This window comes from Clavibacter sp. VKM Ac-2872, from assembly GCF_015351105.1.
In the GTDB taxonomy this organism is placed as follows: domain Bacteria; phylum Actinomycetota; class Actinomycetes; order Actinomycetales; family Microbacteriaceae; genus Clavibacter.
The window spans coordinates 323,037-338,026 of the sequence record NZ_JADKRR010000001.1 but is presented as its reverse complement, the minus strand read 5'-3'; the positions used below and the strand labels follow the sequence as shown (position 1 = coordinate 338,026).

At 73.5% G+C, this 14,990-nt stretch carries 14 protein-coding genes; 9 read left to right on the top strand and 5 right to left on the bottom strand.

Annotated features, from left to right (window positions below; all coding sequences use genetic code 11):
• Positions 1-2: 2 nt before the first annotated feature.
• Positions 3-701 (bottom strand): hypothetical protein, encoded by a 699-nt coding sequence (locus ITJ40_RS01590; RefSeq protein WP_194665393.1) that lies wholly within the window; start codon positions 699-701, stop codon positions 3-5.
• An 86-nt stretch (positions 702-787) separates the two neighbouring features.
• On the opposite strand from ITJ40_RS01590, the gene ITJ40_RS01585 reads away from it, so the two are divergent.
• Positions 788-1,639, top strand: coding sequence for an alpha/beta fold hydrolase (locus tag ITJ40_RS01585; RefSeq protein WP_194665392.1), 852 nt, complete (start codon positions 788-790; stop codon positions 1,637-1,639).
• Between the two features lie 96 nt (positions 1,640-1,735).
• On the opposite strand, the gene ITJ40_RS01580 is transcribed toward ITJ40_RS01585, so the two are convergent.
• Positions 1,736-3,325, bottom strand: a complete 1,590-nt coding sequence (locus ITJ40_RS01580) for an MFS transporter (protein ID WP_194665390.1) — start codon at positions 3,323-3,325, stop codon at positions 1,736-1,738.
• Positions 3,326-3,767: 442 nt separating this feature from the next.
• On the opposite strand from ITJ40_RS01580, the gene ITJ40_RS01575 reads away from it, so the two are divergent.
• The 3 genes from ITJ40_RS01575 (at position 3,768) to ITJ40_RS01565 (ending at position 7,973) form a co-directional block, all read left to right on the top strand.
• The gene (locus ITJ40_RS01575; RefSeq protein WP_194665389.1) at positions 3,768-5,702 is read left to right on the top strand and encodes a rhamnogalacturonan lyase; all 1,935 of its coding nucleotides are present in this window, start codon (positions 3,768-3,770) and stop codon (positions 5,700-5,702) included.
• 88 nt (positions 5,703-5,790) lie between these two features.
• A complete protein-coding gene (locus tag ITJ40_RS01570) occupies positions 5,791-7,248 on the top strand; it encodes a sensor histidine kinase (RefSeq protein ID WP_194665387.1) in 1,458 nt (485 codons plus the stop codon).
• Entirely contained in the window at positions 7,245-7,973 is a 729-nt protein-coding gene (locus ITJ40_RS01565; RefSeq protein ID WP_194665386.1) for a response regulator transcription factor, read from the top strand. Before ITJ40_RS01570 ends, ITJ40_RS01565 begins: the two co-directional genes overlap by 4 nt.
• Positions 7,974-8,000: 27 nt before the next feature.
• Here the strand turns inward: ITJ40_RS01565 and ITJ40_RS01560 are convergent, their stop codons facing one another.
• A complete protein-coding gene (locus ITJ40_RS01560; protein ID WP_194665385.1) occupies positions 8,001-9,422 on the bottom strand; it encodes an MFS transporter in 1,422 nt (473 codons plus the stop codon).
• Positions 9,423-9,580: 158 nt separating this feature from the next.
• On the opposite strand from ITJ40_RS01560, the gene ITJ40_RS16880 reads away from it, so the two are divergent.
• The 3 genes from ITJ40_RS16880 (at position 9,581) to ITJ40_RS01545 (ending at position 11,827) form a co-directional block, all read left to right on the top strand.
• Complete coding sequence (locus ITJ40_RS16880) at positions 9,581-10,360, top strand: hypothetical protein (RefSeq protein WP_228511717.1); 780 nt, start codon at positions 9,581-9,583, stop codon at positions 10,358-10,360.
• A gap of 319 nt (positions 10,361-10,679) precedes the next feature.
• On the top strand, positions 10,680-11,636 hold the full coding sequence (locus tag ITJ40_RS01550; protein WP_194665383.1) for a hypothetical protein: 957 nt from the start codon (positions 10,680-10,682) through the stop codon (positions 11,634-11,636).
• On the top strand, positions 11,633-11,827 hold the full coding sequence (locus ITJ40_RS01545) for a hypothetical protein (protein ID WP_194665381.1): 195 nt from the start codon (positions 11,633-11,635) through the stop codon (positions 11,825-11,827). The genes ITJ40_RS01550 and ITJ40_RS01545 overlap by 4 nt, the downstream gene beginning before the upstream one ends.
• Positions 11,828-12,008: 181 nt before the next feature.
• Here ITJ40_RS01545 and ITJ40_RS01540 read toward each other — a convergent pair whose 3' ends face one another.
• A complete protein-coding gene (locus ITJ40_RS01540; RefSeq protein WP_194665379.1) occupies positions 12,009-12,791 on the bottom strand; it encodes an SDR family oxidoreductase in 783 nt (260 codons plus the stop codon).
• Positions 12,792-12,843: 52 nt separating this feature from the next.
• On the opposite strand from ITJ40_RS01540, the gene ITJ40_RS01535 reads away from it, so the two are divergent.
• Together ITJ40_RS01535 and ITJ40_RS01530 are read left to right on the top strand one after the other, a co-directional pair.
• A complete protein-coding gene (locus ITJ40_RS01535) occupies positions 12,844-13,638 on the top strand; it encodes an SDR family NAD(P)-dependent oxidoreductase (RefSeq protein ID WP_194665377.1) in 795 nt (264 codons plus the stop codon).
• Positions 13,635-14,525 (top strand): SMP-30/gluconolactonase/LRE family protein, encoded by an 891-nt coding sequence (locus ITJ40_RS01530; protein WP_194665375.1) that lies wholly within the window; start codon positions 13,635-13,637, stop codon positions 14,523-14,525. Before ITJ40_RS01535 ends, ITJ40_RS01530 begins: the two co-directional genes overlap by 4 nt.
• Here ITJ40_RS01530 and ITJ40_RS01525 read toward each other — a convergent pair.
• A complete protein-coding gene (locus ITJ40_RS01525) occupies positions 14,516-14,938 on the bottom strand; it encodes a hypothetical protein (RefSeq protein ID WP_194665373.1) in 423 nt (140 codons plus the stop codon). The genes ITJ40_RS01530 and ITJ40_RS01525 overlap by 10 nt on opposite strands.
• Between the last annotated feature and the right edge of the window lie 52 nt (positions 14,939-14,990).

Genomic DNA, 14,990 nt, shown 5'->3' with positions numbered 1-14,990 from the left:
CGCTAGCCCGCCGTGACCCGCACGGATCCGCCCTCGAGCACGAACTCGAGCGCCGTGCCCTCGGGGAACTCGTCGCGGAGCTCGGCGGGCATGTCGCCCGTGACCGTGAGGACGCCGCGGGCCGGGAACGAGCCCGCCGCGCATCCGCCGATCGGGTTCGCGCCGCGGGCGAAGCGCGGGGCGACGACCGTGACGCACGCCTGGCCGTCGTCGGGGTTCTCCAGGCCGATGACCGTGAGGCCGTGGAACTCGCCGACGCCCGTGGCGACGTCCTGGTACCAGTCGTCCCAGCGGTCGGGGACGGGGCGGTCGGGGTCCAGCGCGACGGTCCCGACGTCGCGGCCGGTCATCGACGCGAGGCCGGAGGTGAGCGCGACGGTCGCGCCGACCGCGACGAGGACGGATGCCGCCCAGAGGATCGCGGTGCGGCGGCGCCGCGAGGACGCCGAGCGGGTGGCGGCGTCCTCGTCCAGGTCCTCCACGGCGGCATCGCGCTCGTCGGGGGACGGCTCCGCGGGGGCGGCCGGGGGCGCAGCGACGGGCGCGCCCGCCGACTCCGAGGCCGCCGACCCGGCGGCCGCCCCGCCCTGCCGAGCCTCGAGCTGCCGCAGGCGGTCGAGCCCGGCGTCGCCCAGGTCGGGACGCGGTCCGTAGGCGCGACGGCGCAGCTCCCGGAGCTCGCTGCGCTGCGCCTCGTCCATGCGCCGATCCTGTCACCGTGCGGCGCGCGCGTCCCGGCTCGCGGCCGACCCTGTCCGCGGGGCGACCACGCGCCTACGCTCGCCCCATGCTCATCGAGACCGACCTGCGGCTCCCCGACGGCCGCACGCTGCACTGCTACGACACGGGCTCGGCAGACGCGGCCGGCCTCGTGGTCGTCTACCACCACGGCACCCCGAACGTCGGGCCCCCGCCCGCGCCGCTCGTCGAGTCGCCCGACGGCCGCGGGATCCGGTGGGTGTCGTACGACCGGCCGGGGTACGGCGGATCCACCCGGCACCCGGGCCGGGCCGTCGCCGACACGGCAGCCGACGACGCGGCCCTCGCCGACGCCCTCGGGATCGACCGCTTCGCGGTGCTCGGGCACTCGAGCGGCGCGGTGCTCGCGCTGGCCGCGGCGGCCGCGCTCCCGGGGCGCGTGCTCGGCGCGCTGTGCGGGGCGGCCCTCGCGCCCGTCGAGGCGGACGGCCTCGACTGGTTCGCCGGCATGCACGCGGGCGGCGAGCGCGAGCTGCGGGCGGCGCTCACCGGCGCGGAGGCGCTCGAGACGGAGCTGGCCGCGTCCGAGTTCGACCCGGCGATGTTCACGGACGGCGACCTGCGCGCGCTCGAGACCGACTGGGCCTGGCTGGACGAGGTCGCCGGGCGAGGGCTCGAGGCGGGGATCGGCGGCATGGTCGACGACGACCTGGCGCTCGTCGCCGACTGGGGCGTCGACCTCGCGGACGTCCGGGCGCCGGTGATCCTGCTGCACGGCGAGGCCGACCGGATCGCGCCGGTCGCCCACGCCCGCTGGCTCGCCGACCGCGTGCCGGGCGCCGAGCTCGTGATCCGCCCGGGCGACGGCCACATCTCCGTGCTGCGGGGCGCCGAGGACGCGCTCGGGCGGCTGCGGCACCGGATCCTCGCGGCCGGCTAGGAAGAGGCACGGCGCAGGGAGGGGCACGACCCCGCAGACGGCTCTCGCCGACCCGGACGGATCCGGATCGGCGAGAGGGAGGTGGAGCGGCGCGGGTCAGTGCCCGCGCGACACCCGCCGCGGCAGGGCGAACACGAGCGCGAAGGCGACGACCGCGAAGATCGCGCTGACGCCCATGGCCGACGCGGACGCGTCGGTGAACGCCTGGGGGACCATCTGCGGGCCGCGGATCCCGGCGCCCGCGACGCCCGCGAAGAGCACGCTGCCGATCACCGCGATGCCGACGGCCGAGCCGACGCGCTGCACGGTCCCGATGACGCCGGACGCCGCACCCGCCTCGGCGGGGTCGACCGTCGCGACGATGAACTGCGCGTTCGGCGCGATGAAGAGGCCGTTGCCGATGCCGGCGAGCAGCAGCGGGACGAGGAGCATCCAGCTGGTGAGGTCCGCGGCCGCCGTGTTCAGGAGCACGAGCCAGAGCCAGATGAGGCCGACGCTCACGAGCGCCGTGCCGATCACGAGCACGGTGCGGCCGAGGCGGTTCGTCAGGCGGTTGCTCTGCGAGGAGCCGACGATGCTGCCGATGGCGAACGGGATCGAGACGAGGCCCGACTCGAGCGCCGAGTTGCCGAGGCCCGACTGCCACAGGATCGAGATGGTGAAGAAGATGCTCGTGAAGGCCGCGAAGTAGACCATCGCGAGGATCACGCCGCCCGTGAAGGCCGCGTGCGAGAACAGGTGCGGCGGCACGAGGACGCCCTTGGAGCGCTTCGTCTGCATGACCTCCCACGCGCCGAAGATCGCGAGGAGCACGACGCCGCCGGCGAGGGAGAGGTAGGTCCAGAGCGGCCAGCCCTGGTCCTGGCCGTCGATGAGCGGCACGAGCAGGGCCACGAGGCCGGCGCTCACGAGCAGGATGCCGACGAGGTCGACGCCCGAGGCGGCGGGGGCCGCGGGCTTCGCCGGGGCGCCTGCGCGTGCCTGGCCGGACTGCGCGCGCACGTCGCCCGCGACCTCCTCGGCCACGCGGCGGCTCGGGAGCAGGAAGATCGCGGCGATGACGGTCGCGAGGCCGACGGGCAGGTTCACGAAGAAGACCAGGCGCCAGCCCGACTCCTCCCCCGCCGCCTGGATGATGAGGCCTCCCACGATCGGGCCGAGCGCGGACGAGACGCCGATGACGGCGCCCATGATGGCGAACGCCTTGCCGCGCGCCTGCGGCGGGAACAGCAGCTGGATGAAGGCGGTCACCGCGGGCACGAACAGGCCGCCGGCGAGCCCCTGCACCACGCGCGCGATCACGAGCTGAAGGTCGTCCTGCGCCACGCCGCACGCGAGGCTGGCGAGCGTGAAGAGCGCGATGCCCGTCACGAACACCCACTTGTGCCCGTAGCGGTCGCCGAGCCGGCCCGCGGGGATCAGCGCGAGGCCGAACGCGAGCGCGTAGCCGGAGATGATCCAGCTCAGCGTCGACTCGGAGGCGTCGAGGCTCGTGCGGATGGTCGGCAGCGCCACGTTCACGATCGTGGTGTCGAGCAGCGCGATGAACATGCCGGCGAGCAGCACGATGAGCGCCTGCCAGGCGCGGCGCGAGACGACGGGGGCCGAGGGCCGTCCGGAATCAGGCGCGCCGGACGCGCCGGTGACCCCTGCCGCCGGGCGGGCGGATGCGGTGGTGTCGGACATGGGGTCCTTTCGTGCCGGCGCGGGCGTCGGCGGTGGTGCGAGCGGATCCGGCCAGCGCGCACGGCAGCGGGTGACGCGGGCGCGGGACGGGAGGTCGGGCGCCGCGCGGGCGGGCAGACGGCGCACGGAGGAGGATCCGCGACGGTGCGGGAGAGACGGCCGGGCGGATGCGCCCGTCCCCCCAGTGTCGCACCGGTTGACCTATGCGGCCTATCACGATGTCCGGTGAATCGCGCTCCCCGGGCGCTGTGGCGCTGGCGCCCCCGTTCGGCGCTGGGGACGGGAGCGGCGCGGGCGGGCCTCCGCCGCCTACCGTGACCGACGGTCCCGGCGGTCCGCGTCGCGTCCGACCCGCGCATCCCATCCGCCCGCGATCCCGCCCGGAGGCTCCGTGTCCGTCCCCTGCCGCCCTGCCCGCGCCCGTCACCGGCTCCTCCGCGGGATGGCCGCCGCCCTCGTCGCCGGCGCCGTCGTCGTCGGCCAGCTGCCGGGATCCCCCGCGGCGGCTCGCGCGGCGTCCACCCCCGCCGCGCCCACCACCGCGGCCCGCCAGATGGAGCGCCTCGACCGGGCGCCCGAGGCCGCGCTGGTCCCCGACGGCGTCCACCTCTCGTGGCGGATGCTCGGCACCGACCCCGACGCCATCGCCTTCGTCGTCGACCGGGACGGCACGAGGATCACGCCATCGCCGCTCACCGACGCGACCGACATGACCGACCCGGACGGCACCGCGGATGCGCACTACGTGGTCTCGAGCGTGCTCGACGGCGTCGAGGCGCCCGTCACGGCGTCGTTCGGCGTGCGGACGGCCCCGTACACGTCCGTGCCGCTCGACCGCCCGGCCGACGGCACCACCCCCGACGGCGCGACGTACTCCTACAGCGCGAACGACACGAGCGTCGGCGACGCGGACGGCGACGGGCGGTACGAGCTCTTCGTGAAATGGGATCCGAGCGACTCGAAGGACAACAGCCAGGACGGCTACACGGGCGACGTGCTGCTCGACGCGTACCGGCTCGACGGCACGCGGCTCTGGCGCATCGACCTCGGCCCGAACATCCGGGCGGGGGCGCACTACACGCAGTTCCAGGTCTACGACTACGACGGGGACGGCCGCGCCGAGGTCGCCATGAAGACCGCGGACGGGACGGTCGACGGCCAGGGCCGCGTGCTCGGCGACGCCACGGCCGACCACCGGAACGCGGCCGGTCGCGTGCTCTCGGGCCCCGAGTCGCTCACCGTGTTCGACGGCCTGACCGGCGGCGTCATCGACAGCGTCCCCTACGACCCGCCGCGCGGCTCCGTCGCCTCGTGGGGCGACACCTACGGCAACCGGGTCGACCGCTTCCTCGCCTCCACCGCGTACCTCGACGGCGAGCATCCGAGCCTCATCGTGAGCCGCGGCTACTACGCGCGCACGGCCATCGCCGCGTACGACCTGCGCGGCGGGCACCTCGTCGAGCGGTGGATCCTCGACAGCGCCACGCACGGCCACGCGGCCGCCGCCGGCGAGGGCGACCACGCGATGGAGATCGCCGACGTGGACGGCGACGGGCGCGACGAGATCGTCTTCGGGTCCATGACGGTCGACGACGACGGCACGCTCCTCTACTCCACGGGGCTCGGCCACGGCGACGCCCTGCACGTGGCCGACCTCGTGCCGGACAACCCCGGCTACGAGGTGTTCGCGGTGCACGAGATCATGTCGCGCTCCGGCAACCGGGCCGCGACCATGCGCGACGCCCGCACGGGTCGCATCCTCTGGAGCATCCCCGGCGACCACGACACGGGACGCGGCTCCGCGGCCGACGTCGATCCCCGCCACCCGGGCGCCGAGGCGTGGGCGTCCGGCCTCGGGCCCGACGGCAAGGACCACGCGCAGCTCCGCTCGGCGGACGGCCGGCTCATCGCGAACCGCATGCCCGGCACGGTGTTCACGGCATGGTGGGACGGGGATCCGCTCCGCGAGATCGTGGACGACGACTACGACCCGTCCCTCGGCGCGGGCACGCCCGTGATCGGCAAGTGGGACTGGACCACCGCCACCCAGCGGACGCTCCTCCGGGCCGACGGCGCCCTCACCGACAACGGCACCAAGGGCGACCCGATGCTCCAGGCCGACCTCATGGGCGACTGGCGCGAGGAGCTGGTGTGGCGCAGCGCCGACTCGAGCGAGCTGCGCATCTACTCCACCACCGACCAGTCCGACATGCGGCTGCGCACGCTCATGCAGGACCCGATGTACCGCCTCGCCGTCGCGTGGCAGAACACGGGGTACGACCAGCCGCCGGAGGCCAGCTACTTCATCGGCGCCGGGATGGGCACGCCGCCTGTGCCGCGTATCCGGCTCGCGGGGCCGGACCCGGCTGCCGGCTGAGACGGGCGGCCCGGGCGCCGGCGGGCGATGGCGTCGTTCCGTCATCCGGCGGATGCGGCGCGCGGGGCCGCGTCGATACCGTGGTCGGATGAGCGCCGCATCCGCCCCCGACAGCGTCGACCGGTTCTGGGTGCGGCCCCGGCCCGACCGCGCGGGGCTGCGGTTCGACCTCCTTCTGGCGCTCGTGATGCTGGCGCTCACCACCGGGAGCTGCGTCATCTACTACGCGATCGGCATGTACCCGTCCCGGCCGCCGATGTGGGTCATCGCCGCGTGGATCCTGCTCATGAGCGGCCCGCTCGCCCTCCGCCGCCTGCAGCCGGAGGCTGTGACGCTGGTGATCGGCGCGACCTTCATCGTGGGCGCGTACCAGTTCGTGCCCGAGGTGCTCTTCTCCAACATCGCCATGTTCATCGCGATGTACTCGCTCGGTGCCTGGGGGCGGAACCGCCTCCGGGCGAACGTCGTGCGCGGCATCATCGTCGTCGGCATGTTCGCGTGGCTATTCAGCGCGCTGCTGCAGACCTCCGGGTTCTTCTCGCTGTCCGGCTCGACCTTCGAGTCCGCGCCGGACGACGCGTGGGTCCCGGCGCCGGTCGCCGCAGGGCTCGTCACCATCGTCACGAACCTCCTCTACTTCGGCGGCGCCTGGTACTTCGGCGACCGCGCGTGGGCGTCGGCGCGCGACCGCTGCGCACTCGAGACGCGCACGGCCGAGCTGGCGACGGAGCGCGAGCGCGTGGCGGAGCAGGCGGTGACGATCGAGCGGGTGCGCATCGCGCGGGAGCTGCACGACGTCGTCGCGCACCACGTGTCGGTGATGGGCGTGCACGCGGGCGCCGCCCGCCGGGTCCTCGGGCGCGACGCCGAGAAGGCGGCGACCTCGCTCGGCATCGTGGAGGACAACGCGCGCAGCGCCATCGAGGAGCTGCACCGGATGCTCGTGGCGCTCCGGCAGGAGGAGGACGGCACGGGATCCGGCGACGACGCCCAGGGCGATCCGACCCGCACCGCCTCCACCCGCGGCGTCGACCAGCTGCCCGAGCTCGTCGCCGAGGCGTGCGGCGCCGGGCTCCAGGTCGCGTACGAGGTCATCGGCACGCCCCGCCCGCTCACGCCCACGGTCGACCTCATCGTCTACCGCGTCGCGCAGGAGTCGCTCACGAACGTGCGGAAGCACGCGGGGACGGGCGCGCGCGTCGACCTGCGCCTGCGCTACCTGGCGGACCGGGTCGAGGTGGAGGTGAGCGACGGCGGGCCCGCGGGCGCGGCGGCGTCGGCAGCCGCGGGCCCCGTGCGGAACGGGCCGGGCGGCCTCGGTCAGCGCGGCATGCGGGAGCGCGTGGCGGCGGTGGGCGGATCCATCGAGATCGGCCCCAAGGCCCGCGGCGGCTACCTCGTGCGCGCGTCGCTCCCCACCGGTCCGACGCCCGTCGTGCCGCCCGTGCCGATGCCCGTCCCCCTCTCCGCCTCCGTCCCGGAGCCCGCCGCAGCGTCCGCCGCGGAGGCCGCCCCCGCATCCGTCCCCGAGGAGACCCGCGCGTGAGCACCGATCCGACCGACGCCACCACGGCCGCACCCCCCGCCGTCCGCGTCCTGCTCGTCGACGACCAGGCGCTCGTGCGCGCCGGCTTCCGCGTGATCCTCGAGAGCGAGGACGGCATCGAGGTGGTCGGCGAGGCCGCCGACGGCGAGGAGGGCGTGCGCCTGGCCGCCGCGCTCGCGCCCGACGTGATCTGCATGGACGTGCAGATGCCGCGCGTCGACGGGCTCGAGGCCACGCGGCGCATCGTCGCCGACCCGGCGATCCGCGCGGGCGTCCTCATGCTCACCACGTTCGACCGCGAGGACTACCTCTTCACCGCGCTCGACGCGGGCGCGAGCGGCTTCGTGCTGAAGAGCGCGTCGCCGGAGTCGCTCGTGGAGGCCGTGCACGTGATCGCACGCGGCGACGCGCTGCTCTCGCCCGACGTCACGCGCCGGGTCATCGAGCGCTTCGGCCGGGGATCCGGCGATTCCGCCTCCCCCGCGCCGACCCCCGCGATCCCGACCGACCCGCGCGTGCGGACGCTCACCGACCGCGAGCTCGAGGTGCTGCGCCTCCTCGCCGAGGGGCTCGCCAACGCGGAGATCGCCGAGCGCCTCTACCTCGGCGAGGCCACCGTGAAGACGCACGTCTCGCGCCTGCTGCTGAAGCTCGGCGTGCGCGACCGGGTGCAGGCCGTGGTGTTCGCGTACGAGCGCGGGATCGTGGTGCCGGGCGCGAGCTGATCCGCGACCGGTACCACGCAGCCCGGGTCAGCGGGCCGCGACGTCCCCGCGCTCCTCGCGACGACGCCGCAGCGCCGACTCGTCCTTGCCGACGACGGCGAGCAGCACGATCGCGAGCGCGACGCACACGAGGATCAGCACGAAGGTCACGTCCCAGCCGAACGCGTGCACCGAGGCGCCGATGCCCGTGGAGGCGAGCGTCGCGCCGAGCACGTAGCCGAACAGGCCCGTGAAGCCGGCCGCGGTGCCCGCGACCTTCCGGGGGCTGAGGTCGAGCGCCTGGAGGCCGATGAGCATGACCGGGCCGTAGATCAGGCCGCCGATGAGCACGAGCGCCGCGAGCGACACCCAGAGCGGGCCGTCGGCGGGCGACAGCCAGTAGATCGCGACGGCCACGCCGACGGCCGCCATGAACAGGATCCCCGTCGGCGAGCGCCGCCCGCGGAACACCTTGTCGCTGATGTACCCGCAGAGGAGCGTGCCCGGGATGCCGGCGAGCTCGAACAGCGAGAACCCGGCGATGCCCTCGCCGAGGCTCGCGCCGCGGACGTCGGCGAGGTAGATGGGCGCCCACACGAGCACGCCGTAGCGGAGCGTGTAGACGAAGACGTTGGCGAGCGCGAGGTTCACCATGGTGCGGTTGCCGATGACGTACCGGCGGATGGTCGACCAGGTCGACGCGCCCTCGTCGGCCGCGTCGGTCTCGACGGGAGCCGGGTCATGGCGGTGCTCCTCGATGGGCGGGAGGCCCTCCGACTCGGGGGTGTCGCGGAGGAGCGCGAAGGCGATCAGCGCGATCACGATGCAGACGATCGCCGGGAACCAGAACGCGCTCTGCCAGGTGCCGAAGGTGGCGATGGCGAGGCCCGCGAGGCCACCCGCGCCGGCGCCGCCGACGTTGTGGGCGACGTTCCAGATGGCCGTCTTGCCGCCGCGCTCCGAGGTCGAGAACCAGTGCACGAGGGTGCGGCCGGACGGCGGCCAGCCCATCCCCTGGAAGAAGCCGTTCACGATCATCACGACGGCGAACAGCGCCACGGATGCGCCGACGGCCGGCACGAACGCCACCACCAGGTTCGCGAACGCCGACAGCAGCAGGCCGATGGGCAGGAACCAGCGCGCGCTGCTGCGATCGCTGACGATCGCGCTCAGGAACTTGCTGAAGCCGTAGGCGAGCAGCACGCCGTTGGTGAGGATCCCGAGGCCGAGGGCGCTGAAGCCGTTCTCGTCGCGGAGGATCGTGGCCACCAGCGGCACGTTGTTGCGGATGAGGTAGTAGGCCGCGTACCCGATGAAGATGCCCATGAACACCTGGAGGCGGAGGCGCGGGTAGCGGCGGGCGACGGTGGCGTCGTCGAGACGCGGGGCGGGCGGCGGTGCCGCCATGAAGGTGAGGAGCCCGCGTCGGACGGCGGATCCGTCGGATCGCGTGCGCTGGTCGGTGGTCATGCTGCTGCCTCCTGGTCGTCGCATCGTTGCGACGGAAGACCACTCAACGCCTTGGCGAGACGATCGTCTAGGTGAGCGGGTCGGATCCGATCGCCCCCTCCCGACGAGGCGTGGGGATCGAGGCGGCCGCTCGACCTCGGTGTCTGCGATGCTCCCCTGTGGGCGACGCAGAACCCGACGCCCTCCCCGCATCCGTCCCCGAGCCGCGCGTCTCCGACGCCCCCGACGCGCATTCCGACGCGGCGCGGCTGCTCGCCCTGTGGCGGGAGCGGTGGCCTGAGCCCTACCCGCGATACAGCGGCTGGTACCTGCCCGGCATGCGGTTCCACACGCTGCCCTGGGGGAAGCAGGACGCCCGGCACGCACGCGATCGGCGTGCAGCGCGTCGGCGATACGCGAGCGTCGTCACCACCCTCGAACGACTGACCGGTGTCCGCGGCACCCTGGTCGTGGAGCTGTGGCGCGGGGGCGTCGGGGAGTCGGACACCGTGCTGCCGAGCCTCGTCCCGTGGGCGGTGTTCACGGAGCCGAGCGCGTCGACGGCGGAGGACGTCGAGGACTGGACGCAAGAGTTCCGCATCCGGGTGGGTCGCCCTTCGCTGGGGGACCTCTGCGACCTGGGGCACCGCGAGGAGGGCCGCTACCTCCTCGTCGCCGAGGACATGACGTGGACCGTGTACTGCTACGACGGCGGGATCGACGTGTCGATGCTCGACCCGGCCGTCGAGAGCGCGCTCGTGGACGCCCATGAGCGGTGGCTCCCGCCGGATTCCTGGGTCGTGGAGCACGCATGGATGCGCACGGCGACGCGTGGGGACCTCCGCCGGAAGGCCCTGGTGGCGCGGCGGAACGACATCCGGAACGCGCGGTGGCACAGGAAGCACGACGCGGACGGGTCGCTCGGGCGGGGCTTCCCCGAGGACGAGGACGAGGACTGACCGCGGCGAGCCCCTGGCGTCAGAACCCGCCGCGCTGCGACATCGAGGACAGCACCGCATGCGGATGGTCGTCCCGTTGCGGTGCGACTCCGCGAGGTCTCGCTCCCGCTCGGAACAGCGCGCGGCGTTGAGGCCAGCGGCCCCGACCCCATCGTTGAGGCAGCCGAGGCTAGACGCACGCTTTCCGCTCTCATCAGCGCCACGCAGATCCGTGAGGCCCATCCGCCCTCTCTTCTTCCATCCGCGAGGTGCGCCGCACCGCGGACCATGGAGGGTCGATAGCACACCAATGGGGTCGCGCGGGACATCCCGAGGTCGCATGGACACCGTCGCCCCGTGGCCCTTTACTGTGCTGTACCGGGAACACAGTGGTTCACGGGAACATGGGGGGAAACATGATCCAGCGAACAGCTTCATCCATGGCCGTCCAGCACTCTTCACCACAGCGTTGGTAGGTTTCGGCGCCACGCCCGCCAACGCCATTTCGGAGGAAGATAGGCTCTTCGACTCAGCCCAGCGCGCTGCGGGATTCGACCCCGTCGATACGCAGTCGCTTGACCTGGGCGTCTCTGTCGACGTGGATGAGGATGCTGCGGTGGCCGGCTTCGGGGACTTCGAGGTCGGGCTCGCTCCCTCAGCAGACGTCTTCTCCACGACCGTCCTGCCCGCCGGGGTGCGGGTGATGAGTCGCATGGATCGCGGGGCGATGAGTACTGACTTCCGGGTCGACCTCCCTGCTGGGGCGACGCTCGTGCCTCAAGATGGTGGATATATCGTGGCGATCGACGCGGGCGGCACACGGATCGCACTCGCGGAGATCGACGAACCTTGGGCCGTCGACGCGAATGGGGAAAAGGTGCGTACGAGCTACAGCCTTGACGGCGATGTCTTGACGCAGACCATCCATGGAAGCGAGATCGCGTACCCGGTCGTCGCCGATCCCACGATCACCGTCGGCTTGGCGGGTGCCTCGGACGGCCCCGGAGCGTATTGGAACATGACCGGCATTCAGGTGAAGATCATCTCCGCGGTCAGTCTGTCGACACTCGGTACAGCCCTCGCTGGCGGATGTGTGGGCGCAGGCAAGATCCCTAGCGTCGGCTACATCATCCAGGGGCTTTGTGGCTATGTCGGCGTGCCCACCGTGCAGAACATCTGGGGTGGCGTCACCTCGATATTCCGAAACGCGAGCGTGCAGAACACGGGGTGCTATCAGCTCAAGATCGTGCCCATCGGCAAGGGCATCCACAAGGTAGACAAGAAGAACTGCGCATGAGGGCACTCAGGAACTACGGCTGGCTGGTCCCCACCCTGGTGGCAATCGGCGTCGCTGCAGTCACCGATATCAACCCGTGGGCCCTCGGTGCGATCGCAGCGGCAGTGATCTTCATCGGATATGCCGTCGCCTGGTTCATCCGTAGCCAGTCCGGATCACCGCGGGACGGCAGCCCGGCGCATCACCGCTGACGAGAGGCCCGCACCGGCTAGGCTCCGCTTACCATTCCATCCCGGGGGATGCCGCCATCCCCCGGGATGTCCACGTCGGGCCCGCACGGACCGGTGAGGTTCACTTCCGAAAGCACGAGATTCGTCGCATGTCGAAGTGACGCCGCGACACCGGGCGCGCGCTGTACCCGCAGGCCGCGGGTCAGAACCCGCCGCGCTGCGACATCGGAGAGAGCACGAGCTCGTCGATCCGCACGTGCGGCGGCGACGCGAGCACGAACATCGCGGCGCGGGCCACGTCGTCGGGCGTGAGCATCGCGGCGCGCTCGGCGGCGTCGGGGACGGTCGGCCGGAGGGCGAGGAAGTCGCTGTCGATGGTGCCCGGGCACAGGTGCGTGGCGCGGATCCCGGCGCCCGCCTCCTGCGCGTTGAGGTCGCGCACGAGCGTCGACAGCGCTGTCTTCGAGGCGCTGTAGGCGACGCCCGCGCCCGGCGAGTGGGTCCACGCGGCGTACGAGGAGACGAGCACGACCGTGCCGCCGGACGCCCGCAGCAGCGGGAGGGCGGCGGCCACCTGGTGCGCCGGGCCGGTGAGGTTGGTCGCGAGGATGCGGTCGAAGTCGGCGACGTCCTGGTCGGCCCAGGAGCGGCGCGGGGCGTTGAGGCCGGCCGCGACCACGACGCCGTCGAGCCGGTCGAGGCCCGCGACCACGGCGGCGAGCGCGGCGTCGTCGGTCACGTCGAGCGGGGCGACGACCGCGGTGGATCCGAGGTCGTCCACCAGCGCGCGCGTCTCCTCGAGCGGCTCCCGGCGACGGCCCGAGAGCACGATGCGCCAGCCGTCGCGGGCCGCGGCGACGGCGGTCGCGCGGCCGACGCCGGATCCCGCGCCGCTGATCCACAGCGTCCGCGGGCTCGCCGATCCCTCCCCAGGCGCGTCGTGGTCGTGGTCGTCGTGCTGGTCGTGCGTCCGTGCTCCGGACATGGCGGTCTCCCCTACGTTGAGGGAAACGCTATTAGGACTGTGGGGAACACGCATGCTCATCGACCTCCACGACAGGGTCGTCGTCGTCTCCGGTGCCGCGCAGGGCATCGGCCGCGCCATCGCCGAGCGCTTCCTGGCCGAGGGGTGCCGGGTCTTCGGGCTCGACCTCCGCTTCCGCGACGCGCTGCCGGACGGGATCACCGCGATCGTCGCCGACGTCACCGACCAGGCGTCCGTGCAGGCCGCCGTCGCGCAGGTGCTCGAGGAGGCCGGGCGCGTCGACGTCCTCGTGAACAACGCCGGGATCAACGTCGAGGGGTCGGTCGAGACGCTCGAGCCCGCGCGCTTCCAGGCCGCGTTCGACGTGAACGTCGGCGGCGTGTTCCTGCTCTCGCAGGCCGTCATCCCGGCCATGAAGGCGGCGGGAGGCGGGCGCATCATCAACGCGGCGTCGTTCGCGGCCGTCATCCCGAGCGTCGGCGCGGCCGCGTACGGGGCCTCGAAGGCCGCGGTCGTGCAGTTCACGCGCGTGCTCGCGAGCGAGCTCGGGCCGTGGGGCATCACCGTCAACGCGTACGCGCCCGGCATGATCCCGACGGCCATGAACGGCTTCGCCGAGATGCCGGAGCCCGCGCAGGACCGCCTGCTCGACACCCTCAGCATCCGCCGGTGGGAGCGACCCGACGACGTGGCCGACCTCCTCGTGTTCCTCGCGAGCGACCGCGCCGGCTACATCACGGGCACGCTCGTCGACGTCAGCGGCGGCAAGCTCGCGACGCAGATGCCGCAGCGCGCGTACGAGGGCGCGGGCGCCCCGGAGCGCGGGCCGCGGGACGGCGCGCGATGAGCGTCGCCGTCTGGGATGCCGTGCCGCTCGACACCGTCCGCGCGGAGCACGCCGAGGCGCCGCTGTGGGACACCGCGCGCGGCACGCTCCTCTGGGCCGACCAGTACGTGGGCATCGTGCGCGAGGCCACGTTCGATCCGGTCACGCTCGCGGTCGGGCCGGTCCACGAGACGCAGGTCGGCGGGCCGGTGGGCGCGGTCGTCCGACACGCGGACGGCGGCCACGTGCTCGCCGCGCGCGACGGCTTCGTCCGCCTCACGGCCGAGGGCGAGCTGATCCCGATGGCCGACGTGCTGCCGGCCGACGGCATCCGGCGCCGCATGAACGACGGCGAGGTGGATCCGCGCGGCCGGCTCTGGGCGGGATCGATGGCCTTCGACAAGACGCCCGGCGCCGGCGCCCTCTACCTCCTCGACCGCGGCCGCGCGACGACCGTGCTCGAGGGCGTCACCATCTCCAACGGCACCGCGTTCTCGGCCGACGGCGCCGAGATGCTCTACATCGACACGACCACGCAGCAGGTGCGGCGCTTCCGCGTCACCGACGAGGGCGGGCTGGCGGATCCGCGGGTGGTGGTCGAGATCGCCCCCGCAGACGGCCACCCGGACGGCATGTGCGTCGACGACGAGGGCTTCCTCTGGGTCGCGCTCTGGGGCGGCAGCGAGGTGCGGCGCTACTCCCCGAGCGGCGAGCACGTGGGATCCGTGCGGGTGGATGCGCCCCAGGTGTCGAGCTGCGCGTTCGTCGGCCCGGATCGCGACGTGCTCGTGATCACGACCTCGCAGGAGGGCTACACGCCCGAGGACTCGGCCAGGCACCCGCGCGCGGGGATGCTGTTCGCGGTGCGGCCGGGGGTCGCGGGCCCGGCGGCGAGCGCCTATGCGTAGACGGTGACCGCGGCGGAGTCCACGAAGCCGGATCCGCGCCCGGCGCGGCGCGCGGCGCCCCCGGCGAGCGCGGCCGATGCGACGCCCACGACCGCTCCGACGATCGCCGCGGTCGCGACGGCGCCCACGGACGAGTGCGCGAGCACCAGGCCCGCGACGAAGGCGACGACCTGCACGAGCCAGAGCGCGTGGATCCACCACCGCCAGGCCCCGCGACGCGTGGCCTGGCGCTCGAGCCCGCGGCGCGCCTGGATGAGCGCGGCCACCCGCACGAGGAGCGACAGCGTCAGCAACGCGAGCCCGCTCAGGGCGAGCGGCGCGGTGCCGATGTCGGTGAGGATCAGCGCGAACAGCACGAACCCCGCGGCACCGGCCCCGTCGGCGACGGCCTGGACGAGGGTGGCGATGCGCATGCTCCGACCCTAGGAGCGGCGATCCCGCCGGACCACCCGCGGTGACGCCCCA

Excerpts from the sequence above, each read along its gene's own strand:
- ITJ40_RS01545 (WP_194665381.1), top strand. The coding sequence starts at position 11,633 with ATGAGGGCACTCAGGAACTACGGCTGGCTGGTCCCCACCCTGGTGGCA.
- ITJ40_RS01575 (WP_194665389.1), top strand. The coding sequence starts at position 3,768 with ATGGCCGCCGCCCTCGTCGCCGGCGCCGTCGTCGTCGGCCAGCTGCCG.
- ITJ40_RS01530 (WP_194665375.1), top strand. The coding sequence starts at position 13,635 with ATGAGCGTCGCCGTCTGGGATGCCGTGCCGCTCGACACCGTCCGCGCG.
- ITJ40_RS01550 (WP_194665383.1), top strand. The coding sequence starts at position 10,680 with ATGGACACCGTCGCCCCGTGGCCCTTTACTGTGCTGTACCGGGAACAC.
- ITJ40_RS01580 (WP_194665390.1), bottom strand. The coding sequence starts at position 3,325 with ATGTCCGACACCACCGCATCCGCCCGCCCGGCGGCAGGGGTCACCGGC.
- ITJ40_RS01590 (WP_194665393.1), bottom strand. The coding sequence starts at position 701 with ATGGACGAGGCGCAGCGCAGCGAGCTCCGGGAGCTGCGCCGTCGCGCC.
- ITJ40_RS01560 (WP_194665385.1), bottom strand. The coding sequence starts at position 9,422 with ATGACCACCGACCAGCGCACGCGATCCGACGGATCCGCCGTCCGACGC.
- ITJ40_RS01540 (WP_194665379.1), bottom strand. The coding sequence starts at position 12,791 with ATGTCCGGAGCACGGACGCACGACCAGCACGACGACCACGACCACGAC.
- ITJ40_RS01570 (WP_194665387.1), top strand. The coding sequence starts at position 5,791 with ATGAGCGCCGCATCCGCCCCCGACAGCGTCGACCGGTTCTGGGTGCGG.
- ITJ40_RS01525 (WP_194665373.1), bottom strand. The coding sequence starts at position 14,938 with ATGCGCATCGCCACCCTCGTCCAGGCCGTCGCCGACGGGGCCGGTGCC.
- ITJ40_RS01585 (WP_194665392.1), top strand. The coding sequence starts at position 788 with ATGCTCATCGAGACCGACCTGCGGCTCCCCGACGGCCGCACGCTGCAC.
- ITJ40_RS01535 (WP_194665377.1), top strand. The coding sequence starts at position 12,844 with ATGCTCATCGACCTCCACGACAGGGTCGTCGTCGTCTCCGGTGCCGCG.